Origin of the sequence: Phaeobacter sp. LSS9 (assembly GCF_003443595.1) — a bacterium.
Classification (GTDB): domain Bacteria; phylum Pseudomonadota; class Alphaproteobacteria; order Rhodobacterales; family Rhodobacteraceae; genus Phaeobacter; species Phaeobacter piscinae.
On record NZ_CP031956.1, the window covers coordinates 716268 to 738071 of the forward strand.

Annotated in this window: 18 protein-coding genes and 1 tRNA gene; 9 read left to right on the forward strand and 10 right to left on the reverse strand. The window is 61.1% G+C overall.

The window, feature by feature from the left end:
• Window positions 1-24: 24 nt before the first annotated feature.
• From D1820_RS03510 to D1820_RS03520, 3 genes are read right to left on the reverse strand one after another with little or no spacing between them, the layout of a single operon-like run.
• Window positions 25-939 (reverse strand): pseudouridine-5'-phosphate glycosidase, encoded by a 915-nt coding sequence (locus D1820_RS03510; RefSeq protein ID WP_118067894.1) that lies wholly within the window; start codon window positions 937-939, stop codon window positions 25-27.
• Window positions 936-1895: a PfkB family carbohydrate kinase gene (locus D1820_RS03515; RefSeq protein ID WP_254683352.1), complete on the reverse strand. Its 960-nt coding sequence runs from the start codon at window positions 1893-1895 to the stop codon at window positions 936-938. The genes D1820_RS03510 and D1820_RS03515 overlap by 4 nt, the downstream gene beginning before the upstream one ends.
• A 48-nt stretch (window positions 1896-1943) precedes the next feature.
• On the reverse strand, window positions 1944-2789 hold the full coding sequence (locus D1820_RS03520) for a DUF4198 domain-containing protein (protein WP_118067895.1): 846 nt from the start codon (window positions 2787-2789) through the stop codon (window positions 1944-1946).
• Between D1820_RS03520 and D1820_RS03525 the strand changes: the two genes are divergently transcribed.
• A complete protein-coding gene (locus tag D1820_RS03525) occupies window positions 2788-3996 on the forward strand; it encodes a HupE/UreJ family protein (protein ID WP_118067896.1) in 1209 nt (402 codons plus the stop codon). The two genes, D1820_RS03520 and D1820_RS03525, sit on opposite strands and share 2 nt — an antisense overlap.
• Window positions 3997-4067: 71 nt before the next feature.
• Here D1820_RS03525 and D1820_RS03530 read toward each other — a convergent pair whose 3' ends face one another.
• On the reverse strand, window positions 4068-4703 hold the full coding sequence (locus tag D1820_RS03530; protein ID WP_118067897.1) for a thiamine phosphate synthase: 636 nt from the start codon (window positions 4701-4703) through the stop codon (window positions 4068-4070).
• 207 nt (window positions 4704-4910) lie between these two features.
• Between D1820_RS03530 and D1820_RS03535 the strand changes: the two genes are divergently transcribed.
• The 3 genes from D1820_RS03535 (at window position 4911) to D1820_RS03545 (ending at window position 8369) form a co-directional block, all read left to right on the forward strand.
• On the forward strand, window positions 4911-5657 hold the full coding sequence (locus D1820_RS03535; RefSeq protein WP_118067898.1) for an RNA methyltransferase: 747 nt from the start codon (window positions 4911-4913) through the stop codon (window positions 5655-5657).
• 91 nt (window positions 5658-5748) lie between these two features.
• The gene (gene ctaA, locus D1820_RS03540) at window positions 5749-6897 is read left to right on the forward strand and encodes a heme A synthase (RefSeq protein WP_118067899.1); all 1149 of its coding nucleotides are present in this window, start codon (window positions 5749-5751) and stop codon (window positions 6895-6897) included.
• Window positions 6898-6899: 2 nt separating this feature from the next.
• Window positions 6900-8369, forward strand: coding sequence for a carboxypeptidase M32 (locus D1820_RS03545; protein WP_118067900.1), 1470 nt, complete (start codon window positions 6900-6902; stop codon window positions 8367-8369).
• Window positions 8370-8465: 96 nt separating this feature from the next.
• On the opposite strand, the gene D1820_RS03550 is transcribed toward D1820_RS03545, so the two are convergent.
• Window positions 8466-8816: a DUF6614 family protein gene (locus tag D1820_RS03550; protein ID WP_118067901.1), complete on the reverse strand. Its 351-nt coding sequence runs from the start codon at window positions 8814-8816 to the stop codon at window positions 8466-8468.
• Window positions 8817-8947: 131 nt separating this feature from the next.
• Window positions 8948-11704, reverse strand: a complete 2757-nt coding sequence (gene gyrA, locus D1820_RS03555; protein ID WP_118067902.1) for a DNA gyrase subunit A — start codon at window positions 11702-11704, stop codon at window positions 8948-8950.
• 193 nt (window positions 11705-11897) lie between these two features.
• On the opposite strand from gyrA, the gene D1820_RS03560 reads away from it, so the two are divergent.
• From D1820_RS03560 to pgl, 3 genes are all read left to right on the forward strand, one after another.
• Window positions 11898-12167 carry an usg protein gene (locus D1820_RS03560; protein ID WP_118067903.1) on the forward strand — a complete coding sequence of 90 codons (270 nt, stop codon included), beginning with the start codon at window positions 11898-11900 and terminating at the stop codon, window positions 12165-12167.
• 265 nt (window positions 12168-12432) lie between these two features.
• Complete coding sequence (zwf, locus tag D1820_RS03565; RefSeq protein WP_118067904.1) at window positions 12433-13920, forward strand: glucose-6-phosphate dehydrogenase; 1488 nt, start codon at window positions 12433-12435, stop codon at window positions 13918-13920.
• The gene (gene pgl, locus D1820_RS03570; RefSeq protein WP_096873129.1) at window positions 13917-14588 is read left to right on the forward strand and encodes a 6-phosphogluconolactonase; all 672 of its coding nucleotides are present in this window, start codon (window positions 13917-13919) and stop codon (window positions 14586-14588) included. Before zwf ends, pgl begins: the two co-directional genes overlap by 4 nt.
• A 34-nt stretch (window positions 14589-14622) precedes the next feature.
• Here the strand turns inward: pgl and D1820_RS03575 are convergent, their stop codons facing one another.
• From D1820_RS03575 to D1820_RS03590, 4 genes are all read right to left on the reverse strand, one after another.
• Entirely contained in the window at window positions 14623-15099 is a 477-nt protein-coding gene (locus tag D1820_RS03575; RefSeq protein WP_040178450.1) for a thioesterase family protein, read from the reverse strand.
• Window positions 15100-15246: 147 nt separating this feature from the next.
• Window positions 15247-15320 (reverse strand) — tRNA-Gly (locus D1820_RS03580).
• A gap of 75 nt (window positions 15321-15395) precedes the next feature.
• Window positions 15396-17492, reverse strand: a complete 2097-nt coding sequence (locus D1820_RS03585) for an ASKHA domain-containing protein (protein WP_118067906.1) — start codon at window positions 17490-17492, stop codon at window positions 15396-15398.
• A 160-nt stretch (window positions 17493-17652) separates the two neighbouring features.
• On the reverse strand, window positions 17653-18828 hold the full coding sequence (locus D1820_RS03590) for a CaiB/BaiF CoA-transferase family protein (protein ID WP_118070004.1): 1176 nt from the start codon (window positions 18826-18828) through the stop codon (window positions 17653-17655).
• Between the two features lie 263 nt (window positions 18829-19091).
• Between D1820_RS03590 and guaB the strand changes: the two genes are divergently transcribed.
• Both guaB and D1820_RS03600 read left to right on the forward strand, forming a co-directional pair.
• Window positions 19092-20540, forward strand: coding sequence for an IMP dehydrogenase (gene guaB, locus D1820_RS03595; protein WP_102897005.1), 1449 nt, complete (start codon window positions 19092-19094; stop codon window positions 20538-20540).
• 50 nt (window positions 20541-20590) lie between these two features.
• A complete protein-coding gene (locus tag D1820_RS03600; protein WP_118067907.1) occupies window positions 20591-21802 on the forward strand; it encodes an RsmB/NOP family class I SAM-dependent RNA methyltransferase in 1212 nt (403 codons plus the stop codon).
• The last annotated feature ends 2 nt before the right edge of the window (window positions 21803-21804 follow it).

Genomic DNA, 21804 nt, shown 5'->3' on the forward strand with positions numbered 1-21804 from the left:
TGGGCAGCTGCGCAGAAAGAGCCTTTATTGCTTCAAGTTGACCAATTCCTTGGCGATTTCAGCGGCCAGCCGGGCATTGTTGCGCACAAGCGCAATATTGGCGGTCAGTGACCGGCCCTCGGTCAGCTCAAAGATGCGTTGCAGCAGGAAGGGGGTTACCGCCTTGCCAGCGACGCCTTGCTCATCCGCCTCGGACTGGGCCTGCGCCAGAACCGGTGCCAGATCTTCGGCAGCGATCTGGTCGCCTGCCGGGATCGGGTTGGCGATCAGTTGTCCGCCGGGCAGGTCCATGGCCTGACGGGTGGCATGGGCGCGGGCGATCTCCGCGGCGCTGTCCATGCGCAGGGGGGCAGCCAAGTCAGAGGTCGCCGACCAGAACGCCGGAATGCTGTCCTGCCCATAGGCGATGACCGGCACGCCTTGGGTTTCCAGCACCTCAAGCGTTTTGGGGATATCTAGGATCGCCTTGGCGCCTGCGGCCACCACGGTAACCGGGGTTTGCGCCAGTTCCATAAGGTCGGCAGAAATGTCGAAGCTGGTTTCTGCGCCCTTATGGACGCCGCCGATGCCGCCAGTGGCAAAAACACTGATCCCGGCCAGCCGGGCCGCGATCATGGTCGCCGCAACGGTGGTGGCGCCGGTGCCGCCGGTGGCGATACAGGCGGGCATATCCGCACGCGAAATCTTCGCGACATTCTTGGCCTGGCCAAGCGCCTGCAGTTGGTCCGCCTCAAGCCCGATGTGCAGCACGCCGTCGATTACGGCCATGGTGGCCGGAACGGCACCCGCGGCGCGGATATCATCCTCGACCTGTGCGGCCACCTCGACGTTTTGGGGATAGGGCATCCCGTGGGTGATGATGGTGCTTTCAAGCGCAACGATGGCCTGACCGGAGGCGCGAGCTGCTGCGACTTCGGCGGAAAATGTCATGTCGATCAAAGGGGTGGTTCTCCTGAAACATAGGTTGCAGCGGCCTTCAGCGCCGATGCAAGGGAGGTTTCGCGGTCTTCGCCGCGGGCCTCGGCTGCGATATGTGCAGCCATGAAGGTATCGCCAGCGCCCGTCACGCGCGCGACGGTCACGCGCGGCGGGGCCTGGGTGATCAGCCCCTTGTGGTCCGCTTCGGTGGCGGTGCTGCCGCCATCGGTGACCAGTACCCGCGCGGCGCCGCGATCCAGCATGGCGCGCGCGGCGGTGGGGCTGTCGGTGAATTCGTCCTGACAGAGCAGGCCCGCTTCCTCAAGGTTCACATAAAGTGTGCCACAGCTGCGCAGCAGGAATGGGCGCAGACGCTCCGCCTTGCCGGGTGAGGCAGGGGCGACGCGCAGGTCTGCTTTCGCAAAGGCCGGGTTGGCGGTGATATCATCCAGCAGCGACAAGGTCAGATTGCCGTCCAGCGCCACCGGGCCGCTGTATGGTGCATCCTCGCTGCCAAGGGCGCCATCAATCAGCGGGCGCAGGATCTTCGCACCTGCGGCTTCCAGCGAATGGGCGTCTGCGATGGCGGCAATCAGACCATTGGCACCCTCGACCGCCATATAGCGGTCGGTGGGCAGATCCTCAGAGCGGTAGAGGTGGTCCGTGATCAGGCCAAGATGGGCGCAGGCATGGACCAGTTCATCCCCTTCAGGATCGCGACCGATCGCGCTCAGGAGGGCCGGGCGCAGGCCAAATCGGGCCAGTGTCATCGCAATGTTCATCGCAACACCGCCGGGCAGGCGGGTGATCCGCCCCGGCATATCCGACCCGCGCTGCATTTCCGCGGTGCACCGGCCAATGATGTCCCAGAGCACCGATCCGATACAGAGGATATCAGGCTGCGCTGAGGCAGTGCCGCCGGATGGGGGCGTGGCGTCAGATTGATGCGAGGCGGGAACATGCGGAGGCTGTGTCATAAATCCCGTATTGCCGCGTTTTTTCGCCCCCCGCAAGCGGCAACAGACCTAGGGAACGGCGAAAGTCAGGGCAGCCCAGTGCGTCTGCCAGACCGGCGCGGGCTTGCCTGTGGTCGCGCTATCATCCCCGGATGTGGCCTCAGGATCCAATGGGCGCAGCACCACGGCATCCAGGAGATAGACGTGGCCGGATTTCACAGGCACCACGGCGCGGCCATCTGCATCAGTGCGGATCAATGTGATCGACACAGTATCATCCGGCGTTCGTTCGAAGACCTCAACCTGAGCGTGGCTGCGTGGGCGGTCCTGAAACCGCAGTTCGACCGGCAGGCCGGCGCTCAGATCATCGCTGTAGGGGTTGGCCAACGCGACAAATTCAGTGAGCAGGCCAATCGCGTGGTCCGATCCTGCACCACTGCCAACAGCGATCAGCGATTTTGCGTGGCGGGTGTACCGCTCGGCAAACCCTGTGCGGGGCAGGTTGCGGGCGCTGTGGCGCTGCTCGATATCCGGGAAGTCCTTATGGGCTGCGAATTTTGCGAAATCCTCCCAGTTGTCATAGGTCAGATCGTCCGGTGTGGTCTCATGAGCCACCACCAGCAGCCCCTCCGCAGGCGGCTCCAGCTGAAGCGCGGGCAGGTCGCCCATGCGTCCGCCATAGGGGCGGGCCTCCGCCTGACCCCAGATCTCGAACCGGGCGATATTTTGATCGAAATACGGCAACCGCGCACCGCTGAACACTTGCCCGTTGCGCAGATCTGCTCGAACCGAGGCGCCTAATTTTACTTGATATTTTTCTGGCGCAATCCAAAACTCGTGGGCAAGGGCAGTGCGGCCGACAGTGTTTGCGGCAAGCGCGAGCAGGATAAAAGCAACAGGGCGGGCAAAACGCATGGCGCAGATGAGACCTCTGGCTGGGACGGTGGGTGACAGACATTGGCAGAGCGCGGCGCAGATGCCGCGCGGAGGACTGATCCGCTTGCGGCATCACCTGAGACGTCTGCTGCTGGTCCTGCTCTTCTGGAGCGTCTCACACTCTAGCGGTTTCGCCCATGAAGTCACGCCGACGATTGCGGATTTTGAGATTTCCGGTGATCAGCTGACCATGGATCTGCGGATCAACGCCGAGGCTTTTGTGGCGGGTATTGATCTGGATGGTATGTCCGATACTGACACGGCTGATCAGGCGCAGGACTATGACGACCTGCGCGCGCTTGGCCCGGATGAGCTGGCGCCGATGGTGCAGCTTTTTGCCGAAGATTGGTTGCAGAGCCTTCAGGTGGAGGCACGCGGCGCTATCGCGATGGAGGTAACCGCGATTGAGATTCCGGAGCCGGGGGACATTGCCCTGCCGCGCAGTACCTTGCTGCGGCTCTCGGGCGAAATCCCGGACGGCGCGCGCGGGCTGAAACTGGGCTGGCCAAAGGGGTCGGGCGGTGTGGTTCTGCGCCAAAACGGTGTCGAAGGTCCCTACACCGGTTATCTGCAGGGCGGGGAAACCACCCCGACCATTCCCCTGTCAGGCGGGTTGGCGCAGACGCCGAGCGAGGCATTCGTTGACTATATCCCCGTGGGCTACACCCATATCCTGCCAAAGGGGCTGGATCATATCCTGTTTGTGCTGGGCTTATTCTTCTTCAGCACCCGGCTGCGGCCTCTGATCTGGCAGATCAGCGCCTTCACGGTGGCACATACCATCACCCTGGCGCTTGGCGCTCTGGGGTTGGTGCAGATCAATCCTGCCATTGTGGAACCGCTGATTGCCGGATCAATTGTATTCGTCGCGGTGGAGAATATCTTTGCCCGGAAACTGCACAGCTGGCGAACTCTGGTGATCTTTGGCTTCGGGTTGCTGCACGGGCTGGGGTTCGCCTCGGTGTTGGGCGAGTTTGGCCTGCCGGATGCGCAGTTCCTGCCTGCGCTGCTGGGTTTCAATGTTGGCGTGGAACTGGGGCAGCTGACCGTTGTCGGCGCGGCTTATGCGCTCCTCGGGTTCTGGTTTTGGCGGCATCCGAAATATCGGGGCCGGGTCGCCATCCCGGCCAGTTTCACCATTGCGCTGATCGGCGGCTACTGGTGCGTGGAGCGGCTATTCCTCTGACCGGACGGGAAGCCGGTCAGATGTGCTGTCTCGGACGTGTCTTTAGCGACATTCGACCGGTGTGGGCCTTTTTAGCCCTCCATCGCCGCCAGCAGGCTGCGCAGGCTCATGAGCGGGTCCTCTTCGCGCCAGATCTCATCTCCGATGCCGAAGAAATCCGTATAAGGCGTCAGATCGCGGACCAGTTCAGGTGTGAGGCCGCCCTCTGCCACCACCGGCACTTCGATCATCTGGGACCACCACTCAAAGAGCTCTTTCTGGGCCTGATTGCCATCACCCAGACCGGAGGTCCCAACCGGGCCGAAACTGACATAATCGGCACCGGCTTCGGCGGCGGTAAGACCATCGTGGCGCGACGCCGCGCAGAAACTGCCGACAATCGCATCGGTGCCAAGCGCCTTGCGCGCCGCCCGAACCGGGCGGGCCGCGTCCGAGAGGTGAACCCCATCAAGGCCCAGGCGTTCCGCAAGGATCTGGTGATCCGCGATCACAATTGCCACATCGCGGGCATGGGCCACGGCGCGCAGGGCATCACCGGCCCGGCTCAGCGTGTCCTCATCGCGGCTGGCCAGCTCAAGACGAACGCAGGAAATTTCCACCGAATCCAGTACCCGTGCCAATTGGTCGGGAAAGCGGCCGAGCTCAAAACTGGGGGGCGTCGTCAGATAGATCTGCGGCGTTTCGGGGGCGTCAGCGGGGCTGTCCATGGGGAGGGCTCCTGTTCAGTGGTTGTCGGTGTTTAGCGCATCTGCCACTGGACGCAAGGATTTGGCGACATCCCGAGCGGGATATTTCCGTGTGATGCAGCGCTGATATATCAGGAATATAGCGGTGTTTGGGCAGAAGTCGCCCCGCGCGGCCTTGCCCATCACGCCTGTGCCGACTACAGCAGTGCAGCTTTTTTGGAGAACCGGATGCCCAGCGACACCCCTCAACCCGCTTTTGTCCTCGTGCGCCCCCAGATGGGCGAGAACATCGGCGCCGCCGCCCGCGCGATGTGGAACTTTGGGCTGGACCGGATGCGCATCGTGGCGCCGCGCGATGGCTGGCCCAACCCCAAGGCCGTCGCCATGGCCTCAGGCGCGGGGCGGTTGCTGGATGAGGCGCGGCTGGCAGGGGATCTGGCCAGCGCGCTTGAGGATTGCGATTTCGTCTTTGCCACCACGGCGCGCCCGCGCGAGCTGACGAAACCTGTCTATAGCCCAGAAGCCGCGATGAAACTGGCCGCAGAGAAAATTGCGGCAGGGCAAAAAGTGGCGGTGATGTTCGGCCCTGAACGAGCAGGCCTTGAGAATGAGGACATTGCCCGCGCGAACGCCATTATCTCGGTCCCCGTGAATCCCGAGTTTGCGTCGCTAAACCTTGGCCAATGCGTATTGCTGACGGCCTATGAATGGCGGCGTCAGATGGCTGAGGTCGCGCCCGTCGTGACCGATCTTGGCAAATCCGACTGGGCCAGCCACGCGGATGTGGATGCGCTGGTCAACCATTATGAGGACCGGTTGGATGAGGCCGGGTTCTTCTTTCCGCCAGACAAGGCGCCCAGCATGAAGACCGTGTTCCGCAACATGTTCAGCCGGATGCCACTGACCCGCGCAGACGTTCAGATGCTGCATGGTGTCATGCGACAGATGGTCCGCTGGAAAGAAAAACGCGACTGAGACGCGACTTCGGGCGAATTTGCACCACAGTCGCCCACTGGACGGGGCCGAACATGCGGCCTAGCTTGACGGGAAATTGGAAGAGGCAAGCATGAGCAAGCGCAGCATTTTCGAAGAGGTCTCTGGCAACGATCCGCAAGAACGCCCACAGGCGACACCCGGCGGTATTGATCGCACCCGCCGCGGCGCAAGGGGTGCAATTCGGGCGTGGCTGGCAGTGCTGTTTGCGCTGGTGGTGACGATGATTGTTGTCGGCGGGCTGACCCGGCTGACCGACAGTGGGCTGTCGATCACCGAATGGCGGCCTGTGACCGGTGCCATGCCACCGCTGAGCGAGGCAGACTGGCAGGCGGAATTCGACAAATACAAAGAAATCGACCAGTGGCGCATTGAGAACCAATGGATGCAGCTGGCGGATTTCAAAGAAATCTATTGGTGGGAATGGGGCCACCGTCAGTTGGGCCGGGTGATTGGCCTGGTCTGGGCGCTGGGGTTCCTCGGCTTTGCTATCACACGGCAGATTCCGGTTGGTTGGGCCGGGCGGCTGGCACTGCCCGGCCTTCTGGGCGCTGTTCAGGGCGCGATCGGCTGGTGGATGGTGGCCTCCGGTGTAACGCAGGGCGAGGGCATGACCTCGGTCGCGTCTTACCGCTTGGCGACGCATCTGGGGTTGGCCTTTGTCATTCTGGGATTTATCGCCTGGTACATGTTTCTACTGGGGCGCGAAGAGCGCGATCTGATGCAGGCGCGTCGGGCCAAGGAGGCAAAGCTGTTTGGTCTCTCTACCGGCCTGCTGCACTTCAGCTTTTTGCAGATCATCCTTGGCGCGCTGGTTGCGGGCATCGACGCGGGGCGGTCCTACACCGACTGGCCCTTGATGGGCGGGCAGATCCTGCCGCCTGAACCGTTTTTGCTGCAGCCGCTCTGGACCAATTTCTTTGAAAACCCGGGCCTTGTGCAGTTCATTCACCGGATCAGCGGTTATCTCCTGTTGGCCTTTGGCGTGGTGGTGTGGTTGCGCGGGCGTAACAGCGCCCACCTGCGCACGCGCTTTGCCTTTAACGCGGTCTTTGCCGCGCTGTTGTTGCAAATGGTCCTCGGTATTGTCACCGTGCTCTATGCGGCGCCCTGGCAGATCGCGATCCTGCATCAGCTGATGGCTGTCTGCCTCTGGGTCCTGATCCTCAGGACGCGGTATCTGTCGGGTTATCCCATTGCAACTTCGATTAAGGATCACTGAGAATGAGCGCATTTGACGACTTGATGGCCTATGAGCGGGACACCCAGGCGCTTGGCCAGATTGCGGGCCGATTGGGCTGGGATCAGGAGACCATGATGCCTCGCGGTGCCGCTCCCCAGCGGGGCGAAGAAATGGCCGCGATCGAGGCGGTTCTGCATGCCCGGCGCTCCGATCCGCAGGTCGCTGACTGGCTGGCACGGGCTGAGGCCCCGGATGAGGTGGGTGCGGCGCAGCTGCGCGAGATCCGTCGCAGTCATGAGCGTGCCGTCAAGGTGCCCGGCGATCTGGCGAAACGCATCGCCCGGGTCACCTCCGAGGCGCAGGGGAAATGGGCAGCCGCCCGGGGTGCTGAGGACGTCGCAGCCTTCTTGCCGGTGCTGGAGGAAGTGGTCGCACTGAAACGCGAAGAGGGACAGGCCTTGGCTGCCGGGGGCGATGTCTATGACGCGATGATCGCTGACTATGAGCATGGCACCACCGCTGCCGAGATCGCTGCGCTGTTTGATGCCATGCGCCCGCGTCTGGTTGATCTGCGGGCGCGCGTTTTGGACAAACCCGCGCCAAAGGGCGTCAGCGGGCATTTTGATGCCGACAAGCAGATGGCGTTGACCACGACGCTGGCGGAGACTTTTGGCTACCAGATGCGCCATGGTCGGGTCGACAAGGCAGTGCATCCTTTCTGTTCGGGCAGCGGTCTGGATGTGCGCGTGACCACGCGGACCAGCGACGATGATCCCTTCAACTGTTTCTATTCCACCATTCACGAGGTGGGCCACGCTGCCTACGAGCAGAACATTGATCAGGCCTATCTGCTGACCCCACTGGGGCGCGGCGTCTCGATGGGTGTGCATGAAAGCCAAAGCCGGATCTATGAGAACCAACTGGGCCGCAGCCGTGCCTTTACCGGGTGGTTGTTTGATCAGATGGTGCCGCAGTTCGGTGACTTTGGCATTGCAGATGCCGATGCCTTCTATGCGGCTGTGAATGCGGTTCACAACGGTTACATCCGGACTGAGGCCGATGAGTTGCAGTATAACCTGCATGTGATGATGCGCTTTGATCTGGAGCGCGCGCTGATGTCCGGTGATTTGCAGGTGCAGGATCTGGAGGCGGCCTGGAATGACCGTTTCGCCGCTGATTTCGGCTATGGCGTTGATAAACCCTCCAATGGTTGCCTTCAGGACGTGCATTGGTCGGTGGGGCTGTTTGGCTATTTCCCGACCTATTCGCTGGGCAATGTCTATGCGGGCTGTCTCTATCAAACGCTGCGTCAGGCGGTGCCGGATCTTGATAAGCAACTGGCGGCGGGGGATACGGTCGCCGCAACCAGCTGGCTGCGCGATAATCTGCAAACCCATGGCGGGCTGCGCAGCCCGGTTGAGACCATCACCCATGCCGCGGGAATGGCACCCAGCCCGGAACCGCTGCTCAGCTATCTGGAAGAGAAGTTCGGCGCGCTTTACGGGCTATAAGGCGACACGCCGCACAATCAACGAAGCCCCCGTCAGTCACTGGCGGGGGGTTTTCCGTTCCGTTGCCGCGCGCGCGTCTCGCTGGCGCAGATCCGTTCAGATCAGCGCCATACGCTCGGCGCGTTCAGGATCAGGGAAGGGGCGGTACAGGCCGAAGTCAGCAGAGGCAATCAGCGCATTCACATTGGCATAGAGCCGCTCAACATTCTCGTCCGTTTCACCCAGCACCCGAAACGCCTGATCCAGCTGGGTCATATTGGCGAATTCGATTTCCAGCAGAAAATCCCGGTGATTGTCGCTGGCCAGGTTCAGTTTGCGGCGCAGCAAGCGCCAGCCCTGAATGACATCCCGCTCACGCAGATAGGACATCCATTGGTCCACGGCATTGGCAAAGGCAATCGCCTTCGCCTCGTGATGCAAATCGATCGAGCAGTGATAGAGGTTCATGTCAGGCCTCCCTTGGCGATGGCGTGTATCGCTGGAAGGCTGACAGAAACTGCTTAGGTTTCGATTAACGAAAAACGCCACCCCGGAGGGCGGCGTTTTAGTGACGTCATAGCGCTATAACAGGAGTGAGATCAGGTTGCCTCAGCAGCTTCGCTGGCCCCCTCAGACGTGGGAACCTCTGCATCCTCGTCGTCGCGTTCCGCGATCCAGGCAACCGAGACGACCTCTTCGCCCTTGGCCGTGTTGAACACCCGTACACCACCGGCGCTGCGGGAGCGGAACGAGATCCCGTTGACCGGACAGCGGATCGACTGGCCTTTGGACGTTGCCAGCATGATCTGGTCTTCAAGCTCGACCGGGAAGGTCGCGACGATGGCGCCGCCTTTCATGGCACCAACACCCTGACCACCACGTCCGCTGACACGGTAGTCATGCGCGGAGGTCAGGTTGCCCACACCAGAGCGGTTGATGGTCACCAAGAGATCATTGGCCGCCAGCATTTCCTGATAGCGCTCCTCGGAGAGTGAGCCTTCGGTTTCTTCACCATTTTCGTCTTCGGCAACCTCACCGCCAAATTCGGAGCGGAACCGTTTGATGAAGGCATTGCGCTCCCAGGGTTCTGCGCTGAAGTGGCGGATCACCGACATCGAGACGACCTCATCCCCATCGCTGACCAGCCGGATCCCGCGCACCCCGGTCGATTCACGGGAGTTGAAGACGCGGACATCGGTGGAGCGGAAGCGGATTGCCCGGCCGGAATTGGTCACCAGCATCACATCATCATCCTCGGAGCAGATACGGGCATTGACCAGCCTGACCGAGCCATCCTCCGGCAGCTTCATCGCGATCTTGCCGTTGCGGCGCACATTGGTGAAATCCGACAGGCGGTTGCGACGCACGTCCCCGCCCGAGGTGGCAAAGACCACCTGTAGGTTTTCCCATTCGTCGTCTGGCACATCGACCGGCATGATCGCCGCGATGGAAACGCCCGGCGGGATCGGCAGAATGTTGACAATCGCCTTACCCTTCGACGTGCGGCCACCTTGCGGCAGGCGCCAGGTCTTCAGCTTGTAGACCATGCCATCGGTGGTGAAAAACAACAGCTGGGTATGGGTATTGGCCACAAAGAGGTTGGTGACAACATCCTCTTCCTTGGTCTGCATACCCGACAGCCCCTTGCCGCCACGCTTCTGCGCGCGGAAGTCGGCCAGCGGGGTCCGCTTGATGTAGCCGCCGCTGGTGATCGTCACGACCATGTCTTCGCGCTCGATCAGGTCTTCATCTTCCATATCGCCGGACCAGTCGACGATCTGGGTGCGACGGGGCACGGCGAAATTATCACGCACTTCGCGCAGCTCATCCGAGATGATGCCCAGAATACGCTCACGCGAGGACAGGATCTCAAGGTATTTCTTGATCTTGCCTGCCAGTTCTTCCAGCTCATCCGTGACTTCTTTGACACCAATCTGGGTGAGACGTTGCAGACGCAGTTCCAGAATGGCGCGGGCCTGAATCTCGGAGAGATTATAGGTGCCGTCGTCATTCATGGTGTGGGTCGGATCGTCAATCAGACGGATATAAGGTGCGATGTCGACCGCAGGCCAGCGTCGGGTCATCAGCTTCTGCCGCGCTTCGGCTGCATCCGCAGAGGCGCGGATGGTTGCGACCACTTCGTCCACATTAGAAACCGCGACGGCCAAACCGCACAGAATATGGCTGCGTTCCCGCGCCTTGCGCAGATCATAGGCGGTGCGCCGCGCAATCACGTCTTCGCGGAAATCAAGGAAGGAGGTCAGGAACCGGCGCAGGGTCAGCTGTTCAGGGCGACCGCCATTCAGAGCCAGCATGTTGCAACCAAAGTGGGTCTGCATGGGCGAGAAACGATAGAGCTGGTTCAGCACCACCTCAGCCGTTGCATCGCGTTTCAGTTCGACAACAACCCGCACGCCGTTGCGATCGGATTCATCCTGAACGTGGCTGACACCCTCGATCTTTTTCTCGCGCACCTGTTCGGCGATCTTTTCGATCATCGCGGCCTTGTTGACCTGATAGGGGATCTCCTCGACCACGATGGCGTAGCGGTCTTTGCGAATTTCCTCAACGCGGGTCTTGGCACGAATGACGACGCTGCCGCGCCCTTCCAGATAGGCCTTGCGCGCGCCGGACCGACCCAGCATCACGCCGCCGGTCGGAAAGTCCGGGCCGGGGACAAAGTCGATCAGCTGTTCACTGGTCAGATCCGGGTCTTCGATCAGGGCGAGCGTGGCATCAATCACTTCGCCCAGGTTGTGGGGCGGGATATTGGTGGCCATACCAACCGCAATACCACCAGCGCCATTGACCAGCATGTTGGGGAACCGCGCGGGCAGAACCGTCGGTTCACGGTCCTTGCCATCGTAGTTGTCCTGAAAGTCGACCGTGTCTTTTTCAATGTCAGCCAGGATTGAGGCGGCGGGTTTGTCCATCCGCACTTCGGTATAGCGCATGGCGGCTGGGTTATCGCCATCCATGGACCCAAAGTTGCCCTGACCGTCGAGAAGCGGCAGTGACATGGAGAAATCCTGCGCCATCCGCACCAAAGCGTCATAAATCGCGGAGTCGCCATGGGGGTGGTATTTACCCATGACATCGCCAACCGGGCGCGCCGATTTGCGGTAGGGTTTGTCATGCGAGTTCCCGACCTCATGCATGGCGTAGAGAATTCGGCGATGAACCGGTTTCAACCCGTCACGCAGGTCAGGAATGGCGCGGCTGACAATAACCGACATCGCATAGTCGAGATACGATGTGCGCATCTCGGATTCGATGGACACCGTTGGGCCGTCATATTGAGGCCGTTCAGGTTTGTTTTCGTCCATGTTTTCAGGATTTTCCGGCGTATCGTTCACGTTGGCTGCCCGTTGTTATTATTGGGTCTATATATTGTGTCTGCACCATAACAGACAGGGCATATAAGGCGCAAGCAAGCAGGGCGGCGGAGCGCCCCCGTGCTGGAGGTTTTCTGCCAAAGGGCTGTATTTGTTCGGAATTAACCCTTTCCGTGGTAAGCTACTTTGGGGGGATCCGTAAGGGAGACCTGAAATGGAGACACGCGAAACTGAATTGATGCTGAAGGGCTACGGTCTGACCACGGCTGAGATGACCTATCACATGCCGGATCACACCCATGTTCTGAACACCTTCGTCTGGCAGGAGTATGATCTGGCGCCAGACCATCCGCGATTGTTTGAATTCATTGATTTCTGGCATCGTGAGATCGACGGCCCGTTGCATTCGGTCCGATTTACCCATCGCAAAATGATCAGCTCCGGCGAATGGCGCAACGTGAAGGGTGTGCTGCATATGCACTGATTGTGCCGCCAAATGGCCAGTCCGGGCTATAAGTGAGATCCGAGGACCCCTGAATGCGCAGGGCTCGGCAGCGCGTCGTGACGACCATGGGCGGTGATCTGTTTTCTTTCTGAGGCAACTGCTTATACTGGTGCCAAATGGACCCGATGGCAGTGGCTCTTGCGTTGTGCAAGCCGGTGCTACGGTGACAGGTGCTGGCCTGTGGGACGTGTTTGATGCGCCTCAGGTTGGGATGTGACCCTTCCTGGTTGAGAGAAAGCGCAATATGGTTTCCCGAGTTATTCCGGTTCAGGCCTTCGATCTGGTGATATTTGGCGGCACGGGGGATCTGGCGCAGCGCAAAATCCTGCCTGCACTGTTCCGGCGCCATTGTGCAGGCCAGTTGCCGCAGGATGCGCGGATTGTGGGCGCGGCGCGGAGGGCGCTTGGCAGCGATGGATATCGCGATCTGATCCGCGATGCCTTGCACAATGAGCTGAGCGGTGCGGAGATTGCTGCGCGCGGTGAGGAGCTTGAGCGGTTTCTGGCGCGGCTGGAATATCTGGCGATTGATGCGGAGGCGCGCGATGGCTGGGCAGCGCTCAAACAGATGCTTGGTCTGCCAACGTCGGATCGTGTGCGGGTGTTTTATTTTTCCGTCGGCCCGGCGCTGTTTGCGCCGCTGGCGGAGCAGATCTGGACGCATCAGCTGGCGGATGACCAGACCCGGATTGTGGTTGAAAAACCCTTCGGCCATGACCTGAGTTCAGCAAAAGCGCTCAATCGCACTCTCGCGGGCCATTTCGATGAAAGCCAGATCTACAGGATTGATCATTATCTGGGCAAGGAAACGGTACAGAACCTGATGGCGATCCGGTTTGGCAATATGCTGTTTGAGCCGCTCTGGAATAGTCAGTATGTGGATCATATCCAAATTACTGTCGCTGAATCAGTGGGTATTGACGGTAGAGCGTCGTATTATGACAAATCGGGCGCGATGCGGGACATGATGCAAAACCACCTGATGCAGCTGCTGTGCCTGATTGCAATGGAGCCTCCGGCAAAATTCGATCCCGATGCCGTGCGCGACGAAAAGCTGAAGGTAATCCGGGCGCTGGAGCCGGTGGAACCCCACCATATTGTGCGCGGTCAATACGCATCGGCTGAGGACGGGGCAGGGCGCGACGACGACCAGTCTTACCGCGAAACCGTGGGGGATCCGCGCTCCACCACCGAAAGCTATGTGGCGCTGAAGGCCCATATCAGCAATTGGCGGTGGGCGGGCACGCCGTTTTATCTGCGCACGGGCAAGCGGCTGGTGGCGCGCTCCTCTGTGATCAATGTGTTCTTCAAGGATGCGCCCCATTCGATTTTTGGTGCCGATGCCGGACGCCACGCCAATCTGCTGACCATTCGTCTGCAACCGAATGAGGGCATCACCCTCAAGGTGACCATCAAGGAGCCTGGACCCGGCGGTATGCGGCTGATTGATGTGCCGCTGGATATGAGCTTTGCGCAGGCGCTGGGGGCGGATATCGACGGCGCGCCCGATGCTTATGAGCGGCTGATCACCGATGTGATCCGGGGCAATCAGACGCTGTTCATGCGCGGTGATGAGGTGGAGGCCGCCTGGGCCTGGACGGATCCCATCATTGCGGGCTGGACATCGCGCGGAGATGTGCCAAAACCCTATGATAGCGGTAGCACCGGACCGGGAGATGCGGATCTCCTGATGCGGCGCGATGAACGGGAATGGCGGGGGATCAACCCATGAATATTATCGAATATGCAGATCGGGATATGCTGGCGATTGACGTGGCCAATCAACTGGCGGGTGATCTGAAGACCCATCTTTTGCATCATGACAGCGCGTCCTTTGCCGTGGCAGGCGGCACCACCCCAGCGCCGATTTTTGACGATCTCTGCGCCGCGGATATCGACTGGGCGCGGGTGCGCCTGATGGCGACAGATGAACGCTGGGTGCCCGCCGATAGCGCACGTTCCAATGCGCGCATGATCCGCGAGCGTCTGCTGGTCAACCGGGCGGCATCCGCGACCTTCGTGCCGTTTCATGTGCCCGCGCGTGCGCCAGAGGATGTGCTGGCTGAGGTCGAAAGCCAGATTGAGCCGGATCTGCCGCTTTCTGTTGTCCTGTTGGGGATGGGCGAAGACATGCACACGGCCTCTCTGTTTCCCGGCGTGCGCGGGCTGAGCGAGGCACTGGCGCCAGATGCGCCGGTGTTGGCGGTGATGCGGCCCGACAGCCAGCCGGAACCGCGTGTCAGCCTATCGGCGCGGGTATTGGACGCGGCGATTGCCAAACATCTGGTGATCTATGGGGAAGCCAAGCGGGAGGCGCTTGAAACCGCCAAATCCTTGCCGCCGGAAGAGGCGCCAATTCAGGCAGTTTTGTCAGAAATGACAGTGCATTGGGCGCCTTAGATCAGGTAAAGTGTTGAGGGTTGAGATCCGCCGCTTAACCCTCTGAAACAGCGCCGTCCCGCTCGATCAGGGCGGTGCGGAGGCTGTCTGGCAGCGGGTAGCCCGATTGCCCATCTGGTGTGCGCAGAACCATGATACCGGTCATCGTGGCACGCAGATCACCAGACCAGATCTGCTGTTCCATCACGTATGAGGTCCGGCGGAAGGACACGACGCGGGCCGTGGTGATATAGTCCTCGTCCAGCACCATCTCTTTCATGTAATGCACATTTGCGTTGCGCAGCACATTGCGAGGGGCAGGCATCCCGTTGAAATGAGGAGCGAAAAACCGATCATAGTAGGCCACGCGCAGGGTCTCGAACCAGCTCAGATAGGCCTTGTTGTTTACGTGATGCAAAATATCCAGCTCGGAAAACCGCACCCGATCGGCCATTGCCAGCGGTTGCGGGCTTTTGAGACCGTGGTGGCGTTGGGCATCCGGGCTGAGCGGGGTGTGAAAGATCAGATCCATGCAGAAGTCGCTAGCGAGATTGGCAGCGAGGTGCAAGTCAGCACGCCGCTACAGGATGTCTCACAAGGTACATTCGCAACATGCCGTGAATGCAAAATACCACTGAAAATCCAGTGAATTGTGAGGCTATCTTAATGTGAGTGATTTTGGAGCGGGTAACGAGAATCGAACTCGTAACTAAAGCTTGGGAAGCTGCCGTGATACCTTTTCACCATACCCGCGCCAATAAGGGGTGATTACCGGTTTCGCGGGGGAGGGTCAAGCGCCCAACCACCCCCGCGACCGGCAAAAATGCCTTATCCGCGCCGCCGCCGACGACGGCGTCCGCCGTCCTCATTGCCGTCGCCACCTCCGGTGTTGAAATTCGCCTCGGGCAGGGTGACGATGCTGTTCAGGATCGGGAATGGTTCGGCGGAGTTCGGGATGGCAGAGGCATTGACGAAATGCTCCTGGAACCGTGACTCCACGGCGGTTTCGATCTTTTCGATCCGCTGGACGGTGGCCTCAATCTCGGTGCGGGCCTTTGTGTTGAGCAGCGCAATACGGGCACCGGTGCCTGCGGCATTGCCCGCGCTGGTCACCTTGTCCAGCGGACAGTCCGGGATCATTCCAAGGACCATCGCGTGTTTCGCGGAGATGTGCGCACCAAAGGCGCCCGCCAGCACCACCCGATCAACGGTATCGATGCCGAATTTGTCCATCAGGAGACGTGCGCCGGAGTAGAGCGCCGCCTTTGCCATCTGGATCGCGCGGATATCGGGGTTGGTCACGGTGATGGTCGGGCCGCCCTCGGACGAGCCGTCCCACAGCAGATAGGCATTGGTGCGCCCGTCCTGGATACAACGCGCACTGCCGGTCTGTTCAGCTGAGCCAATCAGCCCGGAGGCATCCAGCACGCCGGCAAGCCGCATCTCGGCAATCGCCTCGATAATGCCGGAGCCGCAGATGCCGGTGATGCCGGTGGTTGCGACTGCGGCGGCAAAACCGTCCTCATCCGACCAGATGTCGGAGCCGATCACCCGGAAGCGCGGCTCCTTGGTCTCCGGGTTGATCTCGACGCGTTCGATGGCACCGGGGGCCGCCCGTTGACCGCTGGAGATCTGCGCGCCCTCAAACGCGGGGCCGGTGGGGGAAGAACAGGCCAGCACCTTGTCCTTGTTGCCAAGCAGGATTTCCGCATTGGTGCCCACATCCACGACCAGCACCAGATCTTCTGATTTGTCGGGCGCTTCCGACAGTGCCACCGCGGCGGCGTCAGCCCCCACATGGCCGGCAATGCAGGGCAGCAGGTAGACGCGGGCGGCCGGGTGAATATTCAGGTCCAGCTCCACGGCGCGCAGTGCCAGCGCATTGGAGGTCGCCAGTGCGAAGGGGGCCTGACCCAGTTCAAACGGATCAATGCCAAGGAACAGGTGGTGCATCACCGGGTTGCAGACAAACACCGCATCCACGATCAGCGCCTTGTCGATTTCCGCCTCAGACGCGATCTGGGTGAACAGCGCGTTCATACCCTCGCGCACCGCGCGGGTCATCTCCTGATCGCCGCCCTTGTTCATCATCGAATAGGAAACCCGGCTCATCAGATCTTCGCCAAAGCGGATCTGCGGGTTCATGATGCCGGAGGAGGCGACGACCTCGCCGGTTTTCAGATCGCACAGATGTGCAGCGATGGTGGTCGAGCCGAGGTCAACCGCCAGACCATAGATCGAGCCCTCGTAGAACCCCGGCCAGATGTGCATGATCTTGGGCGGGTGATTTTCATCGCCCAGATGCACGGCGACGGTGACTTTCCAGCCGCCCTTGCGCAGGGCCGGTTGCAGCACGCTCAGGATGTGCAAATCGGTTTTGACACCCTTCAGATCCCACTGGGCATCCAGCGCCTCGATCAGCCGCTCCATATCGCCTGTGGGTTTGTGCATGTCGGGTTCTTCCACCGCGACATAATAAAGACGGGTGGAGGGGTTCATGGTGATGTCGCGCGCCTCGGCGCGTTTGCGGACCACCTGACGGTGGACTTGGCTTTCCGGTGGCACGTCAATCACCACATCGCCCTGTACCTGCGCCTGACACCCCAGGCGCCGCCCGTCGGTCAGGCCGCGTTTGTCCTTGTAGCGCTGTTCGACCTTGTTCCATTCGGTCAGGGCGTCATCGGCGACGGTCACGCCATGTTTGGAGAACTCACCATAAGATGGCGTAATCTGACATTTCGAACAGATGCCCCGCCCGCCGCAGACGGAATCCAGATCGACCCCCAGCTGGCGTGCCGCTGTCAGAACTGGCGTGCCAACCGGAAACCGGCCACGCTTGCCGGACGGTGTAAAGACCACCAGCGGATGCGATGCGGGATCAGTTGCGGTCTCGGTCGAGATCTCGGGGGCGGGATCGTTTGCCATGCCTGTACCTATCTTGCTTGCGCGGTTTGGGCGGAGCATATGGCGTTTTTGGCGGGAGGAAAGGCGGCGCGCGTCATTTTGCGGTCTCGTGGCGTCATTTCTGCGCGGTTTTGAAGAAAGACCGCTTTGGGCAGCGGATCGATGACAAAATCCAGCCGCCTCAGGTGTTGTTGTCGGGTGATCCTGACGCGATGTCGCCCAGCCAATGCAGGATCTGGCCACGGTGTTCGTCAAGCATCGGCGCAGGCGGGCGCGTGGTCTCATCAGGCAGCGCGGAGAGTTTGACCGGGTTGCCCGCCGCCTTGAACCGTGGCGCGCCGTCGTGGTCACAGACATCCACCAGCATATTACGGGCGAGGATCTGGGGATCCTGCATCACCTCGGCGACGGACTGGATCGGACCCGTCGGCACACCGGCGCGCTGCAACCGGTCAATCCAATAGGACGCGGGCTGGTCCAGCGTCACAGCCTCAACCAACCGTTTGAGAAGGCGAGCGTTTTCGCAGCGCGCCTGATTGCTGGCAAAGCGCGCATCCGTGGCCAACGGCAGGTCCAGCGCGGTACACAGCGTCGCAAACAGCGCGTCATTGCCGGCGGCGATCACAAACAATGCGTCGCTGGCGTGGAACGTCTCAAACGGGGTGATCGACGGGTGGCGCGCGCCCGACGGGCGCGGTGCTTCACCAGTCACCGAGGTGATCGCCACCGCGTGCTCCAACAGCGCCAACTGGCTGTCGAGCATGGCGATATCCACCTTTTGACCAGGCGCGCCCCCTTGCACAGCATAGAGCGCCGCCAAAACACCCTGACACAGGAACATGCCCGCAGCGAGATCGCCGATGGAGGCGCCGACGCGCACCGGCTCGCGGTCGCGTTCGCCGGTAATTGACATCACCCCACCACGGGCTTGCACCACCATGTCATAGGCCGGGCGCAGCCGGTCGGGCCCGGTGTGACCAAAGCCGGAGACCGCGCCATAGACGAGTTTCGGGAAACGGGCATGCAACGCCTCCCAACCGTACCCCAGCCGCTCCATCACGCCGGGGCGAAAATTCTCAAGGATGACATCAGCCTGCGTCAGCAGCTGTTCGAAGGTGCCGCGATCCTCTTCGGCGCGCAGATCCAGAGCGATGCTTTCTTTCCCGTGGTTGATGGTGGCGAAATAGGCGCTGTCGCCATCTTTGAAGGGGGGAAAGGCACGGGTGTCATCGCCAAGACCAGGTCGTTCCACCTTGATCACTCGCGCGCCCAGATCGCGCAGCGTCATAGAGGCATAGGGGCCGGCCAGCACATGGGTGAGGTCGAGGACAACAATATCGCTGAGGGGACGGATCATGGCGAGGCTCCTATCTGATCTGTGCGCGGTCTCTTGGTGGCGGAATGCTCCGCAGCCTGCCTTGATGCAGATCAGCCCGGTCTTGGTGAGCAGGCTGTCAGCCGTGGTGTCCATGGCCAGTGTCGCAGACGGGGCAGCGATCATCAGATCACCGGTTGAGAAACCGTCGCAATTCTCCCGTTTTTCCGGCGCCACCTCTTTTCCCCCTTCGGCTTCTGTGCCATAGGGTCATCGCCAAACGGGGTTATGCATGGGGATGACAAATGCAGATTCGTGAGGCTCTCACATTCGATGATGTTCTTCTGGTTCCGGCAGCGTCTAGCGTTCTGCCGAACACGGCTGACACGCGCACGCGCGTCACGGGTGGCATCTCTCTGAACATTCCTTTGCTCAGCTCGGCGATGGACACGGTGACGGAATCGCGGATGGCCATCGCTATGGCGCAGGCCGGCGGGATGGGTGTCATTCACAAAAACCTTGATCTGGAAGAACAGGCCCGTCAGGTGCGCCGGGTCAAACGCTTTGAGAGCGGCATTGTCTACAACCCGATCACCCTGACCGCAGATCAGACGCTGGCCGACGCCAAGGCCCTGCAGGAGCGCTACCGCGTCACCGGCTTTCCCGTTGTCGATAACGACGGGCGCGTGGTTGGCATCGTGACCAACCGCGATATGCGCTTTGCCACCGATGACAACACGCCGGTCTCGGTGATGATGACCTCTGACAATCTCGCACTGCTGCATGAACCGGCTGAGCTGGAAGAGGCCAAGTCGATGATGAAGGCGCGCCGCATCGAAAAGCTGCTGGTGACCGATGGTGACGGGAAACTGACAGGCCTGCTGACGCTGAAAGACACCGAACAGGCGGTTTTGAACCCCACCGCCTGCAAGGATGATCTGGGGCGCCTGCGCGTGGCGGCTGCCAGTTCTGTTGGCGACAGCGGCTTTGCCCGCTCCGAGGCGCTGATTGATGCCGGTGTTGATATTGTCGTCGTGGACACTGCTCATGGTCATTCGGAAGGCGTGATCGAGGCCGTGAAACGCATCAAAGCGCTGTCGTCCGGTGTGCAGGTTGTGGCGGGCAATGTTGCAACCGCTGCAGCGACCAAGGCGCTGATTGATGCCGGTGCCGATGCAGTGAAGGTTGGCATTGGTCCGGGCTCCATCTGCACCACCCGTATGGTGGCGGGTGTGGGTGTGCCGCAGCTGACGGCGATCATGGATTGTGCCGGCGCTGCTGGCGATATTCCGATCATCGCGGACGGTGGCATCAAATTTTCCGGCGATTTCGCCAAGGCCATCGCGGCAGGCGCGTCCTGTGCCATGGTTGGCTCGATGATTGCAGGTACCGACGAAAGCCCGGGCGAGGTGATCCTCTATCAGGGGCGTTCGTTCAAATCCTATCGCGGCATGGGATCGCTGGGCGCAATGGCGCGCGGTTCCGCAGACCGCTATTTCCAGAAAGATGCGGCCAGCGACAAACTGGTGCCCGAGGGGATCGAAGGTCAGGTCGCCTACAAAGGCTCGGCTGGCGCGGTGATCCACCAGCTGGTGGGCGGTCTGCGCGCGGCTATGGGCTATACCGGCTGTGCAACCGTGGATGAGATGCGCAAGAACTGCGAATTTGTTCGCATCACCGGCGCTGGCCTGAAAGAAAGCCATGTCCACGACGTGCAGATCACCCGCGAAAGCCCGAATTACCGTATCGGCTAAAGACAGGAGCGCTGCCGGATGACTGTGACGCATCACCATGAGGCCGGGGTATGACCCCGGCTGCCCGCCGTCAGGCCGCTATCGAAATCCTCGATCAGATCCTGACCGGAGAGCCTGCGGAAAAAGCACTGACAGCTTGGGCGCGGCGCAGCCGTTTTGCCGGATCCAAAGACCGCGCAGCGGTGCGCGATCACGTCTTTGACGCTCTGCGATGCCTGCGCTCCTTTGCGGCCCTTGGCGGCGGCGGCGGCGCGGGGGAGATCTCGGATACCAATACAACGGGTCGGCAGTTTATCTTGGGTGCGTTGCGGGCAGAAGGCGCTGATATAGGCGAGATCTTCAACGGAGTGGGCCACGCGCCTGCGCCGCTTGAGGAGGCTGAGGAGATTGCAATCAGCGCCGCGCCTCAGATGCAGCAGGCGGAGGCGCTTGATATTCCGGACTGGCTCTGGCCTGCTTTTGCGGCCAGCCTTGGCGATGCGGCTGAGGCGGCCGCGCGCGCGTTGCAGCAACGCGCGCCAGTACATTTGCGTGTCAATCGGCGGAAAACTGATCGTGACGCAGCGATGGGCGCGCTGGCGGAGGAGGGGATCCTTACCGAGACACACCCCGCAGCAGACACGGCTTTGTCGGTAACGGAAGGGGCGCGCAAGCTGCGCAACAGTTCCGCCTATCTGACCGGATTGGTCGAATTGCAGGACGCTGCCAGTCAGGCGGTGATCGAGGCGCTGCCCCTGGCTGATGGCCAGCGGGTGCTTGATTACTGTGCCGGTGGCGGTGGCAAGAGCCTCGCTATCGCGGCGCGCGCCAAGCTTGCAGTTTTTGCCCATGATATCGCGCCGCAACGGATGAAAGACCTGCCTGCACGCGCAGATCGGGCAGGGGCTGCCGTCACAGTGCTGGCCCCCGATGATGTCGCTGCCAAGGCACCCTTTGATCTGGTTCTGTGTGACGCGCCCTGTTCCGGCTCTGGCTCCTGGCGGCGCGCACCCGAAGGCAAATGGCGCCTGACGCAGGCGCGGCTGGATGAGCTGTGCCAGACGCAGGCGCAGATCCTGCACGACGCCAGTCAGCTGGTGGCCCCCGGTGGGACGCTGAGCTATGCGACCTGCTCCATGCTGGACGCAGAAAACGGCGACCAGGTCGCAGCGTTCCTGGCCCGAAACCCCGATTGGCAGTTGCATCAGGATCACGGCTGGCAAGTCCAGGATGGAACCGATGGTTTCTATGTTGCCGTTCTGTCCCGTTTCGGCGACGATTGATT